The 20,300-nt window shown below is 41.3% G+C and carries 16 protein-coding genes and 1 riboswitch; of the genes, 14 read left to right on the plus strand and 2 right to left on the minus strand.

Translation table 11 applies throughout. The features are described 5' to 3' along the window. Positions 1–24 precede the first annotated feature (24 nt). From G586_RS0109195 to thiC, 14 genes are all read left to right on the plus strand, one after another. Positions 25–1,239 carry a winged helix-turn-helix domain-containing protein gene (locus G586_RS0109195; RefSeq protein WP_026527530.1) on the plus strand — a complete coding sequence of 405 codons (1,215 nt, stop codon included), beginning with the start codon at positions 25–27 and terminating at the stop codon, positions 1,237–1,239. Positions 1,240–1,331: 92 nt separating this feature from the next. Next, the gene (locus tag G586_RS0109200; RefSeq protein WP_026527531.1) at positions 1,332–1,781 is read left to right on the plus strand and encodes a GNAT family N-acetyltransferase; all 450 of its coding nucleotides are present in this window, start codon (positions 1,332–1,334) and stop codon (positions 1,779–1,781) included. Between the two features lie 151 nt (positions 1,782–1,932). After that, the gene (locus G586_RS0109205) at positions 1,933–2,961 is read left to right on the plus strand and encodes a phosphotransferase (protein ID WP_026527532.1); all 1,029 of its coding nucleotides are present in this window, start codon (positions 1,933–1,935) and stop codon (positions 2,959–2,961) included. 695 nt (positions 2,962–3,656) lie between these two features. Beyond that, positions 3,657–4,604 (plus strand): phosphatase PAP2 family protein, encoded by a 948-nt coding sequence (locus tag G586_RS0109210; RefSeq protein WP_026527533.1) that lies wholly within the window; start codon positions 3,657–3,659, stop codon positions 4,602–4,604. A gap of 22 nt (positions 4,605–4,626) precedes the next feature. Continuing rightward, entirely contained in the window at positions 4,627–7,608 is a 2,982-nt protein-coding gene (locus G586_RS0109215) for an ATP-binding protein (RefSeq protein WP_026527534.1), read from the plus strand. A 133-nt stretch (positions 7,609–7,741) separates the two neighbouring features. Next, positions 7,742–8,944, plus strand: a complete 1,203-nt coding sequence (locus G586_RS0109220) for a BMP family ABC transporter substrate-binding protein (RefSeq protein WP_026527535.1) — start codon at positions 7,742–7,744, stop codon at positions 8,942–8,944. A 98-nt stretch (positions 8,945–9,042) separates the two neighbouring features. Beyond that, positions 9,043–10,599, plus strand: coding sequence for an ABC transporter ATP-binding protein (locus G586_RS0109225; protein ID WP_026527536.1), 1,557 nt, complete (start codon positions 9,043–9,045; stop codon positions 10,597–10,599). After that, positions 10,592–11,761, plus strand: coding sequence for an ABC transporter permease (locus tag G586_RS0109230; protein ID WP_026527537.1), 1,170 nt, complete (start codon positions 10,592–10,594; stop codon positions 11,759–11,761). Before G586_RS0109225 ends, G586_RS0109230 begins: the two co-directional genes overlap by 8 nt. Further along, on the plus strand, positions 11,754–12,692 hold the full coding sequence (locus G586_RS0109235; protein WP_035772872.1) for an ABC transporter permease: 939 nt from the start codon (positions 11,754–11,756) through the stop codon (positions 12,690–12,692). Before G586_RS0109230 ends, G586_RS0109235 begins: the two co-directional genes overlap by 8 nt. A 43-nt stretch (positions 12,693–12,735) precedes the next feature. Further along, positions 12,736–12,838: riboswitch (TPP riboswitch) on the plus strand. A gap of 84 nt (positions 12,839–12,922) precedes the next feature. After that, complete coding sequence (thiW, locus tag G586_RS0109240; protein WP_026527539.1) at positions 12,923–13,459, plus strand: energy coupling factor transporter S component ThiW; 537 nt, start codon at positions 12,923–12,925, stop codon at positions 13,457–13,459. Then, positions 13,456–14,256, plus strand: a complete 801-nt coding sequence (thiM, locus tag G586_RS0109245; RefSeq protein ID WP_026527540.1) for a hydroxyethylthiazole kinase — start codon at positions 13,456–13,458, stop codon at positions 14,254–14,256. The genes thiW and thiM overlap by 4 nt, the downstream gene beginning before the upstream one ends. A 47-nt stretch (positions 14,257–14,303) precedes the next feature. Then, positions 14,304–14,954: a thiamine phosphate synthase gene (gene thiE / locus G586_RS0109250; RefSeq protein WP_026527541.1), complete on the plus strand. Its 651-nt coding sequence runs from the start codon at positions 14,304–14,306 to the stop codon at positions 14,952–14,954. Between the two features lie 18 nt (positions 14,955–14,972). Then, positions 14,973–15,794, plus strand: coding sequence for a bifunctional hydroxymethylpyrimidine kinase/phosphomethylpyrimidine kinase (gene thiD, locus G586_RS22340; RefSeq protein WP_035772874.1), 822 nt, complete (start codon positions 14,973–14,975; stop codon positions 15,792–15,794). 83 nt (positions 15,795–15,877) lie between these two features. Beyond that, positions 15,878–17,182: a phosphomethylpyrimidine synthase ThiC gene (thiC, locus tag G586_RS0109260; protein WP_026527542.1), complete on the plus strand. Its 1,305-nt coding sequence runs from the start codon at positions 15,878–15,880 to the stop codon at positions 17,180–17,182. Between the two features lie 180 nt (positions 17,183–17,362). On the opposite strand, the gene G586_RS0109265 is transcribed toward thiC, so the two are convergent. Next, a complete protein-coding gene (locus G586_RS0109265; protein ID WP_026527543.1) occupies positions 17,363–18,991 on the minus strand; it encodes an IS1182 family transposase in 1,629 nt (542 codons plus the stop codon). 326 nt (positions 18,992–19,317) lie between these two features. Then, complete coding sequence (locus tag G586_RS0109270; RefSeq protein ID WP_026527544.1) at positions 19,318–20,031, minus strand: hypothetical protein; 714 nt, start codon at positions 20,029–20,031, stop codon at positions 19,318–19,320. Between the last annotated feature and the right edge of the window lie 269 nt (positions 20,032–20,300).

A 20,300-nucleotide genomic window follows, 5' to 3' on the forward strand; every position in this document is an offset into this window, starting at 1 on the left:
GAGGAGGCTGGTTAGAGGAGTGGTATGATAACAATTTCTAAACAACAAGCCAGACAGTTTATTCTTTCAAAGCAGGGACTTATTGGGGAATATCGATTTAAAGGAAAAGATGGAGCGTATGATTATGTCAGGCAGGCCGGATGTATTCAGTATGATCCGGTAGATGTCTGCGGGAAAAATGCTGAACTGACCTTACAATCGCGTGTTAAGGGGTTCAAAAAATCTATGCTTCAGGAACTCCTATATGTTGACAGGAAATTGATTGATTACGCGGATAAGGAGCTCTCAATATGGCCTACAGAGGACTGGCCGTATTTTTCTCCCTATAGGGAAAGAAGCCTTGAACTTGGGAGAAGCTTTGATGGATTAGAGGAGCTTAAGACACAGGCCAGGGAGTATATTGATGAAAATGGTCCGGTTTCAAGCGACTTACTTCCAATGGAAGGAGAAATATACTGGCATTCATCAATGCATTGGAGCGGTAACTGGCATAAGAAATCTGCTGCAGCAAGATCTGTTCTTGAGCAGCTTTATACTGATGGAGAACTTATCATTCACCATAAAAAAGGAAGTCGTAAGTTCTATGATCTCACAAAGAAATATTTGCCTGAATCTATTTTGGATGCAGAGAATCCATGTGTGGATGAGGAGAGCTTTATTTGCTGGCGGGTACTTAGGAGAATCGGTGCGGTCGGCCTTCTTTGGGACAAGAACAGTACAGCACTTCTTGGGATTAACATAAATGCTGAAATGCGAAAAAAGATACTGCAAAGGCTTATGAACGAAGGCAAAATCTGCCCGGTTATGGTTGAGGGTTTGAAAACAACATTCTACTATCTTTTTTCTGACGCCGCCCTGATGAAACAAGTAATTGAAGGAAGTGCAGACTTAAAGCCCAGGATGTCATTTATAGCTCCTCTAGATCCTCTTATGTGGGACAAGTCATTGATACTTTCACTGTGGAATTTTCAGTACTCCTGGGAAATATACACTCCGGCAGTAAAGCGTAAGTATGGTTATTACACACTGCCTATTCTTTTTGGAGAACAATTCGTCGGAAGGATTGAGGCTATTCCTGATCGAAAAAATAAGATTTTATGTGTAAAAGGACTATGGTGGGAGCAGGGAATCCGGAAAACCAAAAAGCTGGATGCAGCACTTCAAAGGACACTGAGAGCATTTGCCAAGTTTAACGACTGTGTATTTGAAGAAGGGAAAAACAGGTCTATTTCTGTGTAAGGGAGGGCTTGTTTTTATTTGCGTGTTAGGCTAAATACAAAAGATAAATACTTTGGTTAATAAAACGACTTGAAATAAAAGGACGGTAGATCATGAATATTAATTTTACTAAGAAAAGCATACGGTCAGCGGATGCCAAGATTATGATAAACAGGCTTAATATGGCGCTTAAGGACATATTGGGGCATGATGGGACAGCGCATGTTTCTTACGGTGATTTTGAGGATGATAAAGCTTTTTTTCTCATAGGCTATGACAAGGAAAAGCCTGTTTGCTGTGCGGGCCTTAGAAGGATTGATGATGAAACAGGTGAGATCAAGCGCGTCTATGCGGATCATAACAAGGATGGATTAGGTGCGAAGCTGATGGAGGCCATGGAGAACCGTGCAGCGGAAGCAGGTTATAGTCATCTGGTACTTGAGTGCCGCGAAGGGAATGGTCATGCCATCAGTTTTTACAGAAAGCATGGCTATTCCACATGCAAGAACTATCCGCCCTATGAAAAGGAAGAGGATGCAGTATGCCTGGAAAAATGGATTTAAAGACACATACAACAAACTATTACAACCGGAGTTTTTTGAATAATATATCTCAAAGTAATACCAATAGACTTAAAAGGCTGTTATAGTGAGATACAGCGTTAAGATTGAGATTTAAAAAAGACATAATTAAAAGACAACCGGGAGAGAAAAAATGGCACTTGAAAAGAGTGTTCTGAATAATGAAAAGATGAGTCTGATACTCCGTGATGAATATGGACTACATCTCATAAAGAATAAAAATCTGGCATTAGGATCAGCTAATTGCTATAAGGTTCAATGTGAAGAGGGAGATTTCTTTTTTAAAGAGTATCAAAGTGATTTCACCCCTGACATGGTTTGCCGTGAAGCAGATATTACAGCATACCTTATATCTAAAGATTTTCCTGTTGCTGAATTTGTTAAAACAAAGGATGGAAATAGCTGCATTGTATATGAAGGTCATGTGATCAGTGTTCAGAATTTCATAGAAGGAAAATCATATCTAAACGATCTTCCCCATTCAATTCTGATCCAAAGTGCCAAGTACCTTGGCAAACTCCATATGCTTCTTAAGGATTATCCCATGGAAAAGACCATGGATTACAACTGGGCAAAAGGCTTCTCAAATGAAGCAATTTCGCAGAAGTTCAACAGGCTCTTGTCTTCTTTGGATGAAAATAAGACAGATCCCAATTATGAAAGAATACGGGATGATCTAATATTCAAAAAGAAACTACTGGAGTCCATAGATGCCTGGAAAGAATATTTTAAAGAAGTAACATATACGTCCACTCATGGTGACTACACTGCATGCCAGTTAATCTGTGATGAAGATAATATAAAGGCAGTAATAGACTTTTCATCAGCGGGATGCATACCGGCGGTCTGGGAGATAATGAGATCATATATCCAGTCCGGAGGAGTGAGCCGCGATGGATCTGATTTTGACATTGAAGATTTTACTTTATATGTCAAAGAATATATGAAATATGCACCGCTTACAAAAAAGGATTTGGAGGCGATGCCATATATCTATCTTTTTCAGCTTTCGCAAAGTAGCTACGGATATAAGGAGTACCTGATCACAAAGTCGGAAAATAAAGAGACACTTTTGGACTTTGCGTTTTGGCGTACAGGTATCTGCAGGGAGATATATCAAAAGGCTAATAGAATATCGGAGATATTATTGATGAATTACTAAAACTTTCCATACCCGAAAGGGCACTATGCATTGGCCCCTTTTGGTATTTTGACAATATCAATGTCTCTGGGGCACCGAACAGGCTTATTTCTTACTTTCGTGCCTTATAACATTCCAAAATCTGCCTATGTTTATAAGCATGTGTGATTTTGCATAACTCATAATTTTCAGGCGATGGCGCTGAGAGTACCTGCCGTATACGTTTCCTATAGCTGAGAGATGATTTTTCTTATGCCCATAAACATTTATTGTGCGCGCGAAGAAAACCTATTTTTTTCGTAGCGCGCGATAAACAATGAATGTATGGGCATTAGAAAAATCTCTTGAAGATAATGGGAACGTATACGGCAGGTACTCTCAGCGCCATCGCCTGAAAATCACTCAAACATGTTGCAAAATCACACATATAAACATAGACAGATTTTGGAATTTCGGCATAGAAAGTAAGAAATAAGCCTGTTCGGTGCCCCAGAGACAAAAACATTTGAAGATATCCAAAAGAGGCCAAGGCTTAGAGCTCTTTCGGGTATGGGAAGTTTTAGTGAATTAGTATAAAGTGTTCGGCTTCGAACACTTTATACTTTTTTTACAAAATAAATTAACGTTAAATGGTAAAATGATACTGAATTGCATGTCTCCAAAAGCACATGAAAATGTGATTTTTGGAGAAAAAACAACTTATGAGGAGGAAAAACATGGATATTCAGTATTTGTTATGGCTACAGGAGATTAGAAATGCCACCGGGGGAGTGTTTGATGAGTTTTTCAACGCGCTGTCAAAATTTGCGGTGGACATAATGCCGTTTTTACCATTTGTAGTTTTCTGGGGCGCTGATAAGAAATGGGGATATAGATTTATAACAACATGGGGAATCGGTGAGATAATAAACGGTATCATTAAGTTGACGGTATGTGCATACAGGCCGTGGATACGATCTGATCTGATAGAGCCGGCGGGGGATTCGAAGACGGCAGCGACAGGCTATTCGTTTCCAAGTGGTCATACCCTGGTTGCCACGGTAACTTATGGAACTACTATTGTATGGCAAAAAGATAAACGAAGATGGCTTGCGATTCTGTGCGGAGTACTGATTCTCCTGACGGGTTTTTCCAGGAACTTCCTGGGAGTACATACGCCGCAGGATGTTATTGTCGGATTCTGTGAGTCGGTTGTAATTATTATTGTAGTCGGTATTGTTCAGAAAAAAGTCGAAGGAAATGAGAGGGTAATCGATATCCTCACTCTTGTCGGAATAATTGCTGTAGTGGGGACACTGCTTTACATTCTTTTTAAACCTTATCCCATGGATTATGTTGATGGACAGCTTCTGGTTGATCCTCAGAAAATGATGAATGATTCGTTCAAGGCCTGTGGCGCATTTCTGGGATTCATGATTGGAAGCTATTGCGACAGACATTATTTGAAATATGAAATTCCTGTAGGTGCGCCGGAACTTCCGATTCTGACATGTACCGGTGCTGCGATCATGTTCGGATGGAAGGAATTCTTTGCACCGGCAACTATTGTTGCGGCATTTGGAAGTCACTGGGGGAACATGATAGCCCGTGGGCTAATGGTGCTTTTTGCAATGTGTATATGGCCAATGTTTATCACTAAGACCTGTTCTGAAAGAAACCATTAAGTAAAAGGCGGAGGGCCGAGCTATGCTGGGATTCGGAGTGGATAAATATAAAAAATCTACGGTGATTGCGGTTATTATTATTGGTGTAATCGTCCTGATCACGTTAGCGTCGCTCTGCATAATTACAGCTGTGTATGGCGAATATATGTATTTTGATCTCGGAACATTCGGCATAGCTTTCTTTATATGGCCCTTTCTGCTTATAGCTGGATTATATGGTTATCTGATTTCTTTGATTGTTTTTCTTATTTCCTTTTGTATTACGCTGTTTTACAACATGGACAGAGCATATACAATGTCAATCTATCTTGTTGCAATGCTTTGCTTTGCTCTTTTTGGACAGTATCACTGGTTCAGTTCCTTAAAGAAAACAGCACTGGTTGCCACTCTTACTTTGCTACTCACATCTATTACTGAGTTTGCTTGTCTTGCCATAATTGGGTCAAGTGATTATGAATTTGAGGTTTTGAAGAATTATGGTGATTTCCTTATCAGAGAATCCGTCGGGATTATCATTATGGCATTCCTATTGTACTTATACTTTACAAAGGCCCCGGAACACTGGAAATATCCTTTCCCTATAGCTGTAGCATATACAGGATTTTACAAGGAAGATAAGGATTTTCAGAGGGGACTTAGGAAAACAAGAATAAGTGTCAAGATAAGTGCAATCATAATAGCTGTTGAAGTAATGCTCGGAATTTTTGTGGCCATATTTATGATTGTTCTTTTCCCGGACACCAGAGAAATGTTTGTAGGTGCCATGCATAAGGGAGAAGTGCTTAAGGATATTGGTGGAAATATGACCGAGGAGGAGCTTGCGCATCGATTTGAAAATGTTCAATACAGTTTAAATGCAAAAGCTGTAAGCTACGATCTTAAGATGCTGATTCTTGTGCTCTGTGCAGGTGTACCTATGGCCGGAATCGCAAACTTTTTTATAAAGGTTACAATAGGAACACCTCTTGGTAATATATCTGATTTTATGAAGGAATATGCCGAAGCGGATGATGATAAAAAAATTGAAGTAGGCCGCAAGGCAAGTCAGATAAAAATTAAGACTAACGATGAAATACGCGTTGTTCATGAATCAATTAAGGAAACGGTTCTGGCGATCGAGAATTACATAAATCATATAAACGAGGAGTATGAGCTTGAAAAAGAGCTTGAGGTTGCAAAGCAATCCTCGGAGGCAAAATCAGCTTTCCTTTCAAATATGTCCCATGAGATAAGGACTCCCATCAATGCCGTTCTTGGTCTTAATGAGATGATACTTCGCGAGAGTCATGAGGACCAGATACTGGAATATGCAAGCAGTGTAAAAAGTGCCGGCAATTCCCTTCTGGGAATCATCAATGACATTCTCGATTTTTCAAAGATAGAAGCCGGAAAAATGGAGATCCTGCCTGTGGAGTATCACCTGAGTTCAACTATAAATGACCTCGTAAATGTCATCGCTGTAAAAGCAAAAGACAAGGGAATAGAACTTAAGATGAATATAGACAGCACGCTTCCGACAAAACTTATCGGAGATGAGATAAGGATTAAGCAGTGCGCGACAAACGTTCTTTCCAATGCCGTTAAGTATACTGAGGAGGGCAGCATCACTCTTAACGTCACCTATCGAAAGGCCGACGAAGACAGTATTTACTTGAGGTTCCAGGTTATAGACACCGGAATAGGAATAAAGGAAGAAGATCTTGAAAAGCTGTACTCTCCTTTTGAAAGAATAGAAGAGGCTCGCAATCGTTCCATCGAAGGAACAGGCCTTGGAATGAGTATAGTAAAAAAGCTCCTTTCTCTTATGGATTCCAGACTTGAAGTAAAGAGTGTCTATGGAGAGGGATCGGACTTTTCATTCGAAGTAAAGCAGCAGGTTGCAAGCTGGGAAGAGCTTGGGGATTTTAAGGAAAAATACAAGGAGTTTCTTGGAAGTCAGAAGAGTTATCATGAGAGCTTTACAGCGCCTGATGCTCAGATCCTCGTGGTTGATGATACGCCCATAAATCTCACTGTAGTCAAAGGCTTTTTGAAGCTTACAAAGATTCAGATCGATACAGCGGAAAGCGGATTTGAAACTTTGGAGATGGTGAAGAAAAAGAAATATGATGTGATTTTTATCGACCACAGAATGCCTGAGATGGATGGTATAGAGACCCTGGAAGCTCTAAAGGATATGCCGGATAATTTATCTTTGGATGCTCCATGCATAGCACTTACTGCCAATGCCGGAGAAGGTGCAAGGGAAGAGTATATCTCTCGCGGCTTTATGGATTACCTTGCTAAGCCTCTTAACGGCGAGCTTTTAGAGAAGATGCTTATTGAATATCTTCCTCCCGAGAAGGTATTCATTACAACCGGCGAAGCCTATGCTAGTGAAGCTTCTGAAGCAGATGACGGAGAGGGCGGCAAGAAAGACGGTAAAGAAAGTGACTTGGAGCTTCTTAGTAAACTGCAGGGAATAGATCTTGCCATGGCAGAGAAAAACTGCGGAAGCACCGAACTCTTAAAGGAAGTTGTAAAAGAATTCCTTATCTCAATTGATCCTAAGGCGGACAGTATTGAGAAATTCGCAAAAGAAAAAGACTACAGGAATTATACCGTGAATGTTCATGCTCTTAAGAGCTCTGCAAGGCTTATCGGAGCCATGGAATTATCAGAGATGGCTGCGCACCTTGAGGATAGCGGCAACGCTGAGGATGAAAACGAGATCATGGAAAAGACGCCGCAGCTTCTTGAACTTTTTAGAAGCTATAACGAAAAACTGGCGGCAATAAATCCTGAGTCAAATGATGAGGAGCTTCCCGAGATTTCTCCTGATGAAATTGAAGGTGCATTTTCGGATATGAAGGAACTTCTGGAGGCTTTTGATTTTGATACGGCAGATGGAATCATGAGTATGCTTTCAGGTTATAAAATACCGGGGGAGTACAAGGAAAAATATGATAAGGTCAGACAGCTTATGGCAGCTGTTGACAGAGATGAATTGCTTAAACTTCTTTAAAAAAATGATGATTTGAAAATAATTTTTAAAATTACTATTAAATAATGAAATATAATCTTTATTTTCAAAAAACTTTATGTACAATATTGGATAGAGAACTAAATGCTGTGACGATAAGAGAGGAGATTAAAAAATGAAAAAATTCACTGCATTGGCAATGGGACTTATTATGGCAGCTTCACTGTCAGCTTGCGGAGGACAGCCTGCTGTTACTGATGCACCTGCTGATACCGCTGAGCAGACTCAGACCGAGACAGCTGAGACTACTGAAGCAGCAACAGATTCAGCTGAGGAAAAGGCTGAAGCAACCGGAGAGGGCAAGGTTTACAACATCGTCTATCTTGTAAACGGCAACCTTGGTGATAAGTCTTTCTTTGATTCAGCTCAGAGTGGTCTGGATCAGCTTAAGGCAGAAGGAAGAGCAAATGTTACTACAATTGAGATGGGTGGAGCTGAAGAGGATCAGCCTCGTTGGGCATCTACTCTCGATGATGTTTCAGCAGAAGGTACATATGACCTTATCATTTGCGGAACCTACCAGATGCCTGATTATCTTAAGGAAACAGCTGCAAACTATCCGGATCAGAAATATGCAATCTTTGATGATGATACCTATAGCGGACAGAGCCCTAACGTTGTTAACCTGACATACCGTCAGAATGAGATGGGTTATCTTATTGGTGTATTTGCTGCTAACATGACTGCTGATACTTCAATCGACAAAATGAATGACCAGTCCAACATCGGTTTCGTTGGTGGTGTTGATTCACCGGTTATCAACGACTTCCTCATTGGCTTTATTGAGGGTGCTCAGTCAGTTAATCCTGATGTTAAGGTTGATGTTCGTTACACAAACGATTATGTTGATACAGCTATTGCTAAAGAGTATGGTCTTTCAATGATCAACGACAACAACTGTGACATCATTTGGGGTGTTGCAGGTAATGCAGGAAATGGTGCAGCTGAGGCAGCGCTTGAGACAGGAAAAGCATGGTTCATCGGTGTTGATTCCGATCAGGAGCTTACATTCTCACCTGACCTTGCTGCGCTTACACTTACTTCAGGACTTAAGAATGTAGGTAACTCACTTGTATGGCTCATTGATGAGTGGGATGCCGGAAGAACACACTGGGGAACAGAAGTAAACCTTGGTATTGCTGAAGGTGGTGTTGGTATTGTTACTGACAAGAATTTTGACAAGTATGCAAACGATGAGACCAAGGCAGCTGTAGAGAAGGCTCAGGCCGATATCCTCAGCGGTGCTATCAAGGTTGATTCAGCTATCGGTGACACAAGCGGAAAGGTTGACGAGCTTAAGAAGGCTGTTCAGCCATAATATAAAAAAAACACATAGAACTTAACAGGTGTTAGGGCTAAAGGATTTTTACAGATTCTTTTGCCCTGACATCTTTATGTTTGGGAAGGAATGATCAGATGGCAGAAGAATATGTCGTTCAGATGAAAAAAATCGAAAAGGTGTATTCTAATGGAGTAGCTGCTAACCAGGGAGTGGATTTCAATCTTAAACTTGGTGAGATTCATGCTCTTATGGGGGAAAACGGCGCAGGAAAATCTACGCTGATGAAGATGCTTTTCGGTATGGAACAGCCTACTTCCGGTGAAATAGTCATAAACGGAGAGCCCACGGTTCTTTCATCACCGTCTGTAGCTATTTCAAAGGGAATAGGAATGGTTCATCAGCACTTTATGTTGGTACCCTCCCTTTCGGTTGCTGAGAATATGGTTCTTGGCATGGCTCCGAGAAAAGGAATCTTTATTGATAAAGCTAAGGCCATTGAGATAACCAAAGAAAATGCGGAGAAGTACAATCTTCATGTTGACCCCGAGATGAGAGTTGCTGACATTCCTGTAGGAATGAAACAGAAGGTAGAAATTCTGAAGGCACTTATCAGAGGTGCGAAAATTCTGATCCTGGATGAGCCTACAGCTGTTCTTACGGCCCAGGAAACTGAGGAGCTTTTCAGAGAGCTCACTCACTTGAAACAGCAGGGATACACAATAGTCTTTATTTCTCACAAGCTAAACGAAATTAAAGAGATCACGGATCGTATAACGATAATGCGTAACGGTCGCAGCATGGGTGTTTATGAGACCAAGGATGTAACAAAAGAAGAAATCTCAAGACTCATGGTCGGAAGAGATGTTGTCCTCAATGTTCAAAAGGATGAGGCTAAGCCCGGGGAAACAATACTCAGCGTGCGTGATCTTGAATACCTTAATGAGTGGAATAAAAAGATGCTGGACAAGGTTTCCTTTGATGTCAGGAAAGGTGAGATTCTTGGTATCGCAGGTGTAGAAGGAAACGGACAAAAGGAACTTGTTGATATGCTTTTTGGCTTTGCAAGACCGATGGCAGGAACTGCCACAGTTGAGGGAAAGCCTATTATTGCAAAGGGACAGCAGGAAATAAGAGAACTTGGAGTTTCACTGATTCCGGAGGATAGAATGCTCTACGGAATCGCCGGGAATGCTACGATAGAAGAGAACTTTATTTCTGACCGCTGCAATGCTAAAAATCTGAACAAAGGTCCTCTGTTCGATATGAAGGCAATTCACAACCTGTCCGAAAAGCTGGTGGAGGATTACAAGGTATTATGTAAATCTCCGGAGCAGCAGGTGGGAATGCTTTCAGGAGGAAATATTCAGAAGGTTGTTGTTGCCAGAGAATTCAGCAATAATCCCAAGCTTATTCTGGCTAATCAACCTACCAGAGGTATCGATGTAGGTGCGACTGAGTTTATCCGTAAAAAGCTTGTGGAGCTGTCGCGCTCCGGAATAGCAGTACTTCTTGTCTCAGCTGATCTGGCTGAAGTTATGGAGCTTTCGGATAGTCTTATAGTTATGCATAATGGAAAAATCGTAGCCTATTTTGATGATACGAAAAAACTATCTGACGAAGAAATGGGAGAGTATATGTTGGGACTTAAGGAGATGAGCCCTGAGGAAATAAGGAGGGTCTGCCATGACTAAAAAAAGAGAGATGATATTTTCTATCGTCAGAGCAGCCCTTGCAATTCTGATATCGCTTGTAGTTGCGATGCTTCTTATTTTCATTAGTGCTGATGGAAGCTCTGTTGGAGAAAAATTTAAAATGACAGGAGAAGCATTAAAACAGCTTCTTATTGGTCCGCTCTTTAGAGTTAATGCAAATGGTGTAAGCTTTGAAGGAAAAAGACTGGCCGATATTTTATCTGCCATGATTCCTACAATATTCACCGGACTTTCAGTATGCGTCATGTTCTCAGCAAATCAGTTTAACCTTGGATCAGAGGGTGGTATAATGCTTGGCGCATTTGTCTCTGCGGTTGTGGCAATCTATTATCCTATGCCTGCAGGGCTTCATGCTGTTATGGCTGTTGTTATCGGCGGCGCTGTAGTAGCACTGGTAATGCTTGTTCCTGCAATACTTAAGGTAAAGCTTGATGTAAGTGAGATGGTATGCTCGCTGATGCTTAACTATGTAATCATGTATATCATCAAATATCTGATGAACAACTACTATGCTGATAAGACAAAGGGACAGATTCAGACATATCCTTTTCTTAATTCTTCAAGAATAGCTTCAATTGTAAATAATCCTGTTATCAATTCCGCAAAGCTTACATGGGGCTTTGTTATTGCACTTATTGCAGTGATAATAACCGGACTTTTCATGTATAGATCCAGGTGGGGATATCAGATAAGAATGATTGGTATTAATAAGGATTTCTCCAAATATTCAGGAATGAAGGTTGGTTTTATCATTGTGATTTCTCAGGTCATCGGAGGATTTCTCGCAGGTGCCGGTGGCGGAATAGAGGTCCTTGGTCGATACAATACATTCTCATGGAGTTCCCTTCCGGGCTATGGATGGACAGGTATTACCATTGCGATCCTTGCAGGAAACAACCCGTACTATGTTCCGCTTGCAGCCTTTTTTATGGCATATCTTCAGAAGGGCTGCGATATGATGGCTACTTATGCGAACGTTCCCATGCAGCTTATAAGCATAGTTCAGGCAGTTATTTTCCTGTTCTTTGCAGCTGAGCAGTTCCTTTCAAAATATAAGCAGAGTCTTGTTGTAAAGACAGCTCAGGAGGAGATTGCCGCAAAGGCAGCTCTTTCAAAGGAAGGAGGTGCGGCAAATGGCTAATCTTATTGCTAACATGCTCACACCTGAATTCTTCTTTTCAATATTCAGAATTTCAGCGCCAATTATTTATGCGACGCTTGGAGCGATTGTTGTTGAAAAGGCCGGCTTTGCAAACATCGGTCTTGAAGGCCTTATGATGTTCTCTGCATTGTTCGGGTCACTTATAAGCTACTATACACAGAACTGGTTTTGGGGCTTTATATTTGCACTTTTTGTGGGAGTAGTAATGTCGCTTGTTATGGGCTTTTTTGCCTTCAAGCTAAAGACAGATATCATATTGGTAGGTATTGCCATAAACATGATGGGTTCAGGAGGAACATTATTCCTTTGTAAGGTTATAACCGGAATTACCGAAGGAAATACCCTTGCATCAACTACCGGACTTGTTACATCAAAGCTTATGATACCTTCGATAAATATTCCGATAATCAGCAGTATTCCCTTTATCGGAAGAGTTATTTCGGGACACAGCCTCCTTACATACCTTGCGTTTATCTTCTGCTATCTGACTTACCTGATGCTTTATAAAACAAGCCTCGGACTCAATATAAGAGCGGTGGGAGAAAATCCCGGAGCTGCTTCTTCCGTAGGTGTTTCGGTTTTGAAGATCAAGTACATTGCTATTGCATTTTCAGGACTGATGAGCGGCTTTGGCGGAGCATTTATGTCAATGAGCTATGCTCAGGGATGGTCACTTGATATGGTAGCTGGTCGAGGATTTATCGCTTTGGCGGCACAGGCCATGGGCGGCGGAGAATGCTTTGGCGGTATGCTAAGTTCGATTCTTTTCGGATTTGCTCAGGCACTTGGAATCAAGTTCTCATCTATCGGAGTTGATTCGAACCTTGCATCACCTATACCTTATGCAATTACAATCATCAGTTTGACGATCTTCGGAATCGTAAATAAAAGAAAAGCTTATAAAAAATAATATTGCGCGTAAGCGAAATCTGTTGTATAAAAGTAAAGACAACTGAAAAGACGGGAGCTTGTATTACAGGCTGAGAGGAAGGTATGACCTTCGACCGAGAACCTGATTTGGATAATGCCAACGTAGGGACGCCAGTTTTTATTATGGAATATTTGCGGAAGCTGCCTTATCAGGTAGCTTCCTTTTTTGCGTGTGAAGCAGAGCTCCCCGTCTTGCGAAAGGAGCTTGGTATGAAAAAAAGTAACTATCTACGAAGAATGGTGCTACTGGGGATGTTTGTAGCACTGGGAGTGGTGATATCACCAATCCTAAGGGTTGAGGGAATGTGTCCCATGGCGCATCTTATCAACATTACCTGTGCCGTTTTTCTTGGGCCGGGTTACGCTCTTTTATGTGCGGTTCTTATAGGAATAATAAGAATGGCCATCATGGGTATTCCGCCGCTTGCACTCACAGGCGCGGTTTTCGGTGCGACACTTTCAGGTGTCTTCTACAAGATATCAAAGGGAAAAATAATTGCAGCTGTTCTGGGCGAAATAATCGGAACAGGAATTATAGGAGCTATCGTATCCTATCCTGTAATGACTTATCTGTGGGGAAAAGAAGGACTCACATGGTTTTTCTATGTGCCTTCATTTATCATGGGAACCCTTATAGGAGGCAGCATAGCATTTCTTTTACTGAAGCGCTTGGAGATGTCCGGAGCACTTAAGAGAATGCAGGAAAGTCTTAAGGATGACTACCAAAAGGATGAGGTTTCGGCATGAGAAAACAAGGATGTGGTCCTCTTATACACTGCATAACTAATCCCATTTCAATGATGCAGTGTGCAAACACGATACTTGGACTGGGTGCAAGGCCAATCATGGCCGAGCACCCCCTTGAAGTAAAAGAGGTAACTGCGACGGCAGATGCACTCTTGATTAATCTGGGCAATATATCGGACAGCAGAATGGAAGCGATGAAAATATCCTTTGAGGAGGCTGTCAGAAAAGATATTCCGGTAGTTATCGATGCTGTCGGAGTAGCCTGCTCATCACTTCGAAGGGAATTCATTTCAAGGCTTTTGGAAAAAAGAGGAAGTAATACATTTTTAGTAATAAAGGGAAACTATTCCGAAATCATGGCGCTTTATGATGACGGCTATAAATCTGAGGGGGTTGATGCAAAGGAAGGTATCAGCACGGAAGTGATATGTGACGTATCAAAAAAGCTTTCAGAAAAGTACAATGCAGTAATACTTGCCAGCGGAATGGTTGATGTGGTTGTACAGAAATCAGAATCTTATTTTGTGCACAATGGCTGCCTCGAGCTCTCAAAGATAACGGGAACAGGCTGCATGCTTGGAGCAATCTGCGCGGCTCTTCTTTCGGAAAAGCGAGATGCCAAAACTGTGGCAGATGCCTGTGCTGTTCTTGGAATTGCCGGTGAAATGGCAGCTAATCCGGATGTAGGACATACTGACATTGGCATGATCGGCTCCGGAACATTCCTCATAAGACTTTTGGATAACATTTCGCTAATGAATGACGACCTGTTGCAGGAAAGAAGGAACGTCAAATAAAGGCGTCAGACATAAAGAATATGACAACCGGGAAAAGGAGTAATTTCATGAAAAGAGTTAGTAGGGAGCAGCTAAAGCTCTACCTTGTTACGGATAGCACAAATCTTCCGGAGGATGTATTTCTGTTTAAAATCGAGCAGGCACTTAAGGGAGGCGTCAGCTTTTTACAGATAAGAGAGAAGGAAAGAACCACCTATGAATATGTAGAGCTTGCAAGAAAGGTACATGATATCAGCAGGAGCTATAACGTGCCGCTTGTTGTTGATGACAGAATTGATGTCGCAATGGCAGTGGACGCAGAAGGAGTTCACCTTGGGCAGAGTGACATGCCTGTAGATGTTGCAAGGAAAATCCTTGGAGATAAGAAAATAATCGGTGCTACCGCAAAGACAGTAGAGCAGGCAAAGAGGGCACAGGAAATGGATGCCGACTATCTTGGCGTGGGGGCAATTTATCCCACAACCACAAAGGTAAAAACAGTGCTTACGCCGGTTGAAACCTTAAGGGATATATGCAATTCAGTACATATACCTGCAAACGCGATCGGCGGTCTTAATAGTACAAATATTGATGTACTAAAGGGAGTTCCCATTGCGGGGATCTGTGTGGTATCCGCCATCATGAAGGCTGGTGATTCTTACGAAGCCACAAAGGGACTTATAGAAAAAATGGATCAGCTTGGAATCGGCGGCATTTAAAAAGACAGGGAGGGCTACATGAAAAAGGTTTTATCGATTGCAGGAAGTGACCCTTCAGGAGGAGCCGGAATTCAGGCTGACTTAAAGACAATGGAGGCCCATGGCGTTTATGGAATGAGCGTTATAACTGCTCTGACCGCGCAGAACACATTGGGAGTAACTGGGAAATTTGCCGTGCCTTATGAGTTTGTTTCAAAGCAGCTGCAGGCAGTGTTTGATGACATCTTTCCTGATGCCGTGAAAATCGGGATGCTGCCGGATATTGAAGTTATGCAGGCTGTGCGCGATGCACTTTTGGAATATAAGCCCCGTAATATTGTCCTTGACCCGGTGCTAAGTTCCACATCGGGAACATCGCTGTCAGCTGATAATGCGAGGCAGTTTTTGACGGAAAAAATATTCCCGCTATGCAAGCTAATAACTCCTAATATTCCGGAGGCAGAAATCCTCACCGGATTTTCAATAAATTCTAAGGAGGATGTCGAAAGAGCAGCAAAGGCTCTAAAAGATAAATGTGGCTGCAGCGTTCTCATTAAGGGAGGTCATAGCGAATTTAGTGGTGAAAAGTGCGAGGATTGCCTTTTAATAGCTAAAGATACCGATGAAGCTTTTGTATGGTTTTCATCAGGAAAAATAGATAACCCCAATACCCACGGAACAGGCTGCACATTATCAAGCGCGATAGCATGTAATCTGGCACAGGGATTTTCTCTAAAAGAGTCAGTGAAGCTTTCGAAGGATTATCTCACAAAGTGCATAGAATCAGGGCTTGATATAGGTAAGGGGAGAGGTCCTCTTGAGCATAGAGTATCTGCCGGGGAAGCTGACAAAACAGAGTAATGGCAAACACTAAAAATCAATAATTTAAATAGACATATATCAAAAATACAAATGAAAAAAGTTTAGTTGAAAGGGATTAAAACATGAGAAATTACTCAACACAGATGGACGCAGCAAGACAGGGAATCATTACACCCGAGATGGAGAAGGTAGCAAAGGATGAGTACAGAACACCTGAGGAAATAAGGGAGCTTGTTGCTAAGGGACAGGTTGCCATCTGCGCAAACAAAAATCATAAATGCATTGAGGCAAAGGGCGTTGGTTCAATGCTTAAGACCAAGATAAACGTAAACCTTGGAGTTTCAAGAGATTGTAAGGATTACAACATAGAGATGGAAAAGGTGATGGCTGCCGTGAATATGGGAGCCGATGCTATCATGGATCTTTCTTCACATGGAAACACTCAGCCCTTCAGAAAAAAGCTTGTGGAGGAGTGTCCTGTTATGCTTGGAACAGTTCCGGTATACGACAGCGTTATTCATTATCAAAGAGACCTCTCTGAGCTCACGGCAAAGGACTTTATTGATGTAGTCAGACTTCATGCGGAGGATGGTGTTGATTTTGTAACACTCCACTGCGGCATAACAAGAAAGACCATCGAGCAGATCAAAAAGCACAAGAGAAAAATGAATATTGTATCCAGAGGAGGGTCTTTGGTATTTGCATGGATGACTATGACAGGTGAGGAGAATCCTTTTTATGAGTATTATGATGAGATACTTGAAATCTGCAGAGAGTATGATGTGACTATTTCTTTGGGAGATGCCTGCAGACCGGGATGCCTTGCCGATGCCAGTGATGTGTGCCAGATAGAGGAGCTTGTAAGACTTGGCGAGCTCACTAAGAGAGCGTGGGAGAAGGATGTTCAGGTTATGGTTGAGGGACCGGGACATATGCCTATGGACCAGATTGCGGCCAATATGAAAATTCAGCAGACTATATGTATGGGTGCACCTTTCTATGTACTTGGACCTTTGGTTACTGATATTGCTCCCGGATATGACCACATTACTTCTGCAATAGGTGGTGCGATAGCAGGTGCAAATGGTGCAGCATTCCTTTGCTATGTAACTCCTGCTGAACATCTTGCACTTCCTAATGTTGATGATGTAAAACAGGGAATTATCGCATCTAAGATAGCGGCTCATGCAGCTGATATTGCAAAGAAGATTCCCCATGCGATGGATATCGATAATGAGATGGCAGACGCCAGAAAGAATTTTGACTGGGATAAGCAGTGGGAGTGTGCAATTGATAAAGAGACAGCAAAGGCAATAAGAGCTGACAGGGCTCCTGAATTTGATGATACCTGCTCAATGTGCGGTAAGTTCTGTGCCGTAAGAAGCATGAACAAAGCTCTTTCCGGAGAGCATATAGATATTCTTTGATTGAAAGCAAATGGGGCTGTCGCATTAGATGATTAAATCATCTGGGCGATAGCCCTTTTTCAGGTCAAAAATCGGTACTTATATCTGCTTTCTGCTCATATATCATATTTTTAGAGTAACTTAATAGGCCGAAGATATCTTCGGATCATATACAGGAGTTTGATTTTGAAGGAGCAAAAATTATGCTGTTTTCTTTAGCTCAAAAAGATGAGTTCCTGTTCGGCCGGCCATGATCTTGTGATGCAGTTTATTGATATCGAATCCGATTGCAAGCAACACGCTTTGTGCAAGAACATTCTTCGTTCCCTTATACAAATATCTTCTGAAGTTCATGTCTTCTTTTACATTTGCAAATGAACCCTCCGCCTGAATGCTTCGGTTCATTCTGAGCTGCGTGCCGAATTCGCTGGTTATCCGCTTAAGGCATTCACTACGCTTTTCTTCAAGCTTTCTCGAAACGTAAAGCCTTTTGTTCCTGTCTTCAAATGGTGTCTTGCAGTTGTTTCCTTTAATGCAATCTTTCTTGTACGGGCATTCCTTGCAGCTATCACATTCATACGTAGTGACACTTCTTGAATAGCCACTTGCTGTTTTTTCGCTACGGGTAAAGATTGCCTTTAATTCTTTGCCATTCCTGCAAACATAAGCATCATCCTCACTGTCATAATCCATGTTTTCACGTCTGCTGATGTCATTTTTAAATTTCCTTGTTTTTGAAAGTTCATAATTCTGAGGTTTTATGTATGCTGTCTGGTCATTTTCCTCGACAAAAACATAATTCTCTTCACTTTCGTAACCGGCATCAGCCACGATGTTCTTGTACTTAAACGGCAGATGTTTTTCCATGTCATTGAGAAACGGAATGAGTGTCAGAGTATCTGTGGGATTTGGATATATATCAAGCCAGGTGACATACTCGGCATCGACACCATGCTGGAGATTATAAGCAGGTTTAAGCTGTCCGTTCAGCATGGCATCTTCTTTCATGCGCATAAAGGTTGCATCCGGATCTGTTTTTGAATAACTGTTACGATTTCCACACTTGTACAGCTTATATGTGTAATCCTTGAGTTTCTTTATGTATTCTTCAAGTGTTTCGACAGACCTTTGAAGAACAGTTTTTCTCTTTCCGGAGCCATAGACAAACTCTATTCCTTCATCATTCTTAATCTTGTAAAGTTTCTTTTTGAGTCTTTTTAATGTATGAAGTGATATCTGGTCATCATAGACAATCTTCAGGCCATAAAGTTCCTCGCACTCTGCGCAGAAGAGGCATATCTTCTCCGCCAGTTTTGCCATGTTTTTTGAAACTGCTTTTTTCCAGACAAAAGTATATTTATTCGCCACGGATTCAATCTTTGTGCCATCGATGAAGATGTTCTCCCCAGAGATTTCACCAAGATCAAGAAGGATTGTTCCAACCTGAGCCATCACCTGTTTTGAACACTGTGACAGATGCAGGGAAATAAACCTTGCAATGGTTGAATGGTCCGGTGCGGGCAAGCCTTCAAGAAGGTACATGAAATTGATATCACGCTTGCATGAGGTTTCTATGTCTCGAGATGAGAAGATTCTGTTCATTGCTGCATAGACTGCTATCTTCATCATATGACGGGGCGTTGCCTGGCCTTTTCTGATTCTTTCATATGTTGCATAAAGATCAGAAAGGTCCATCTCCTCCACGAATGCGCTTACCAGGCGTACCGGATCGTCATCTGCTACTGATAGGTCTATGTCGAGCGGAAGTTTTATTTGATGATTTAAGGAAGAAAGGCTATAATTTCCTTGTAAGATTTTATTTAGTAGCATAAATATATTTTACAGCAAAGACCAGGCTTTTCGTAGTCTGGTTTTTGTGTTATGTGGAGCTATTTACTGACAGACCAGCATTCTCAGGCATCCGGACAGAAATGTGCAGATCTCGGACGAGGATGATGATTTTTCAAAACGAAGAAAGCATCAAATGCCGATTTCTCTGAGCAACGTCGAAATGAGGCATTTGATGCTTAATGAGTTTTAGAAAATCACACCGCAGACGAACACAAGCATTTCTGTCCGGATGCCTGAGGGGGCTGGGCGTCAAAAAGGGCTGCGCACTAAATTAGTGCGACAGCCCCGTATTTCTAACCGGTATTCTAATTTATTCTCTTTACATAGCAATAGCCTCGGTTGTTATTTCCATAACCGGCTTTATAGAAGTTGATCTTATCGGACTGATATTGCTTTTTTGTATCCTTTGTAAGTTGCCCGTTTCTAAGTCCTGCAACACCAACGTATACACCCTTGCTATTTTCAGGCACCATAATCCTGAAGGTATATACTACTATTTTACGCCAACCGCCAAAATAATTGGTTTTCTTTCCATCTTTTGCCTTAAGCTGTTGAGGTGCGGATGAAAGATATTCATTAATACCACCGTCTACCTTAATACCTTTAGCGCTCTTGCCATCTTTATCAATCATGATTATTGCATAATCCTGAAGTGTACCCTTTTTCTTTCTGTAGTCATAAAGAGATTTATTTATATCTTTGCTTGAAAGCTTCGACTTGTTCAGGGTAATTGTTACTTCATAACAATCGTATTCCTTATTGTTATTATTGGTATCGATATATCTGTCACCCTTTTCTGATGTGATTTTAAAGGACGCTTTCTTGGCTTTTGCTCCCGGATACATAATAGTGGATATAGTACCGGAATTAGCCTTTACCACAGTTCCATATTCAACTTTCTCTTTTTTGCCCTTGTCATTATCGTTATCCTTAGCTGCAAGTGTTCTGATAGGTGTAAATGATATTGCAAGCGCAAAGACAAGAACGGTGGTTAGCAGACGTTTGTAAATTGTCTTCATAGTGTGTCCTCCTCATAACAAATAACAATATTGATATATATAATCAATAATTTAGATTAATGTTATTTTACCATAGGAATTCTTTCCCGAATCATAAAAAACTATTAAATATAACACGATTCCAAGATCCGTCTCCGGTTAATGCAACAGTATTATATTAGAGAAAATTGAGTGTATTTTCATAGTTATTTAATAGTAGTTTAATAGTAGAACTATCACATTTCCAAATATAATTATTATAGCGGAGTGCTAAGATTGCTTTGCTATGA

Origin of the sequence: Butyrivibrio sp. VCD2006, from assembly GCF_000423925.1 — a bacterium.
In the GTDB taxonomy this organism is placed as follows: domain Bacteria; phylum Bacillota; class Clostridia; order Lachnospirales; family Lachnospiraceae; genus Butyrivibrio.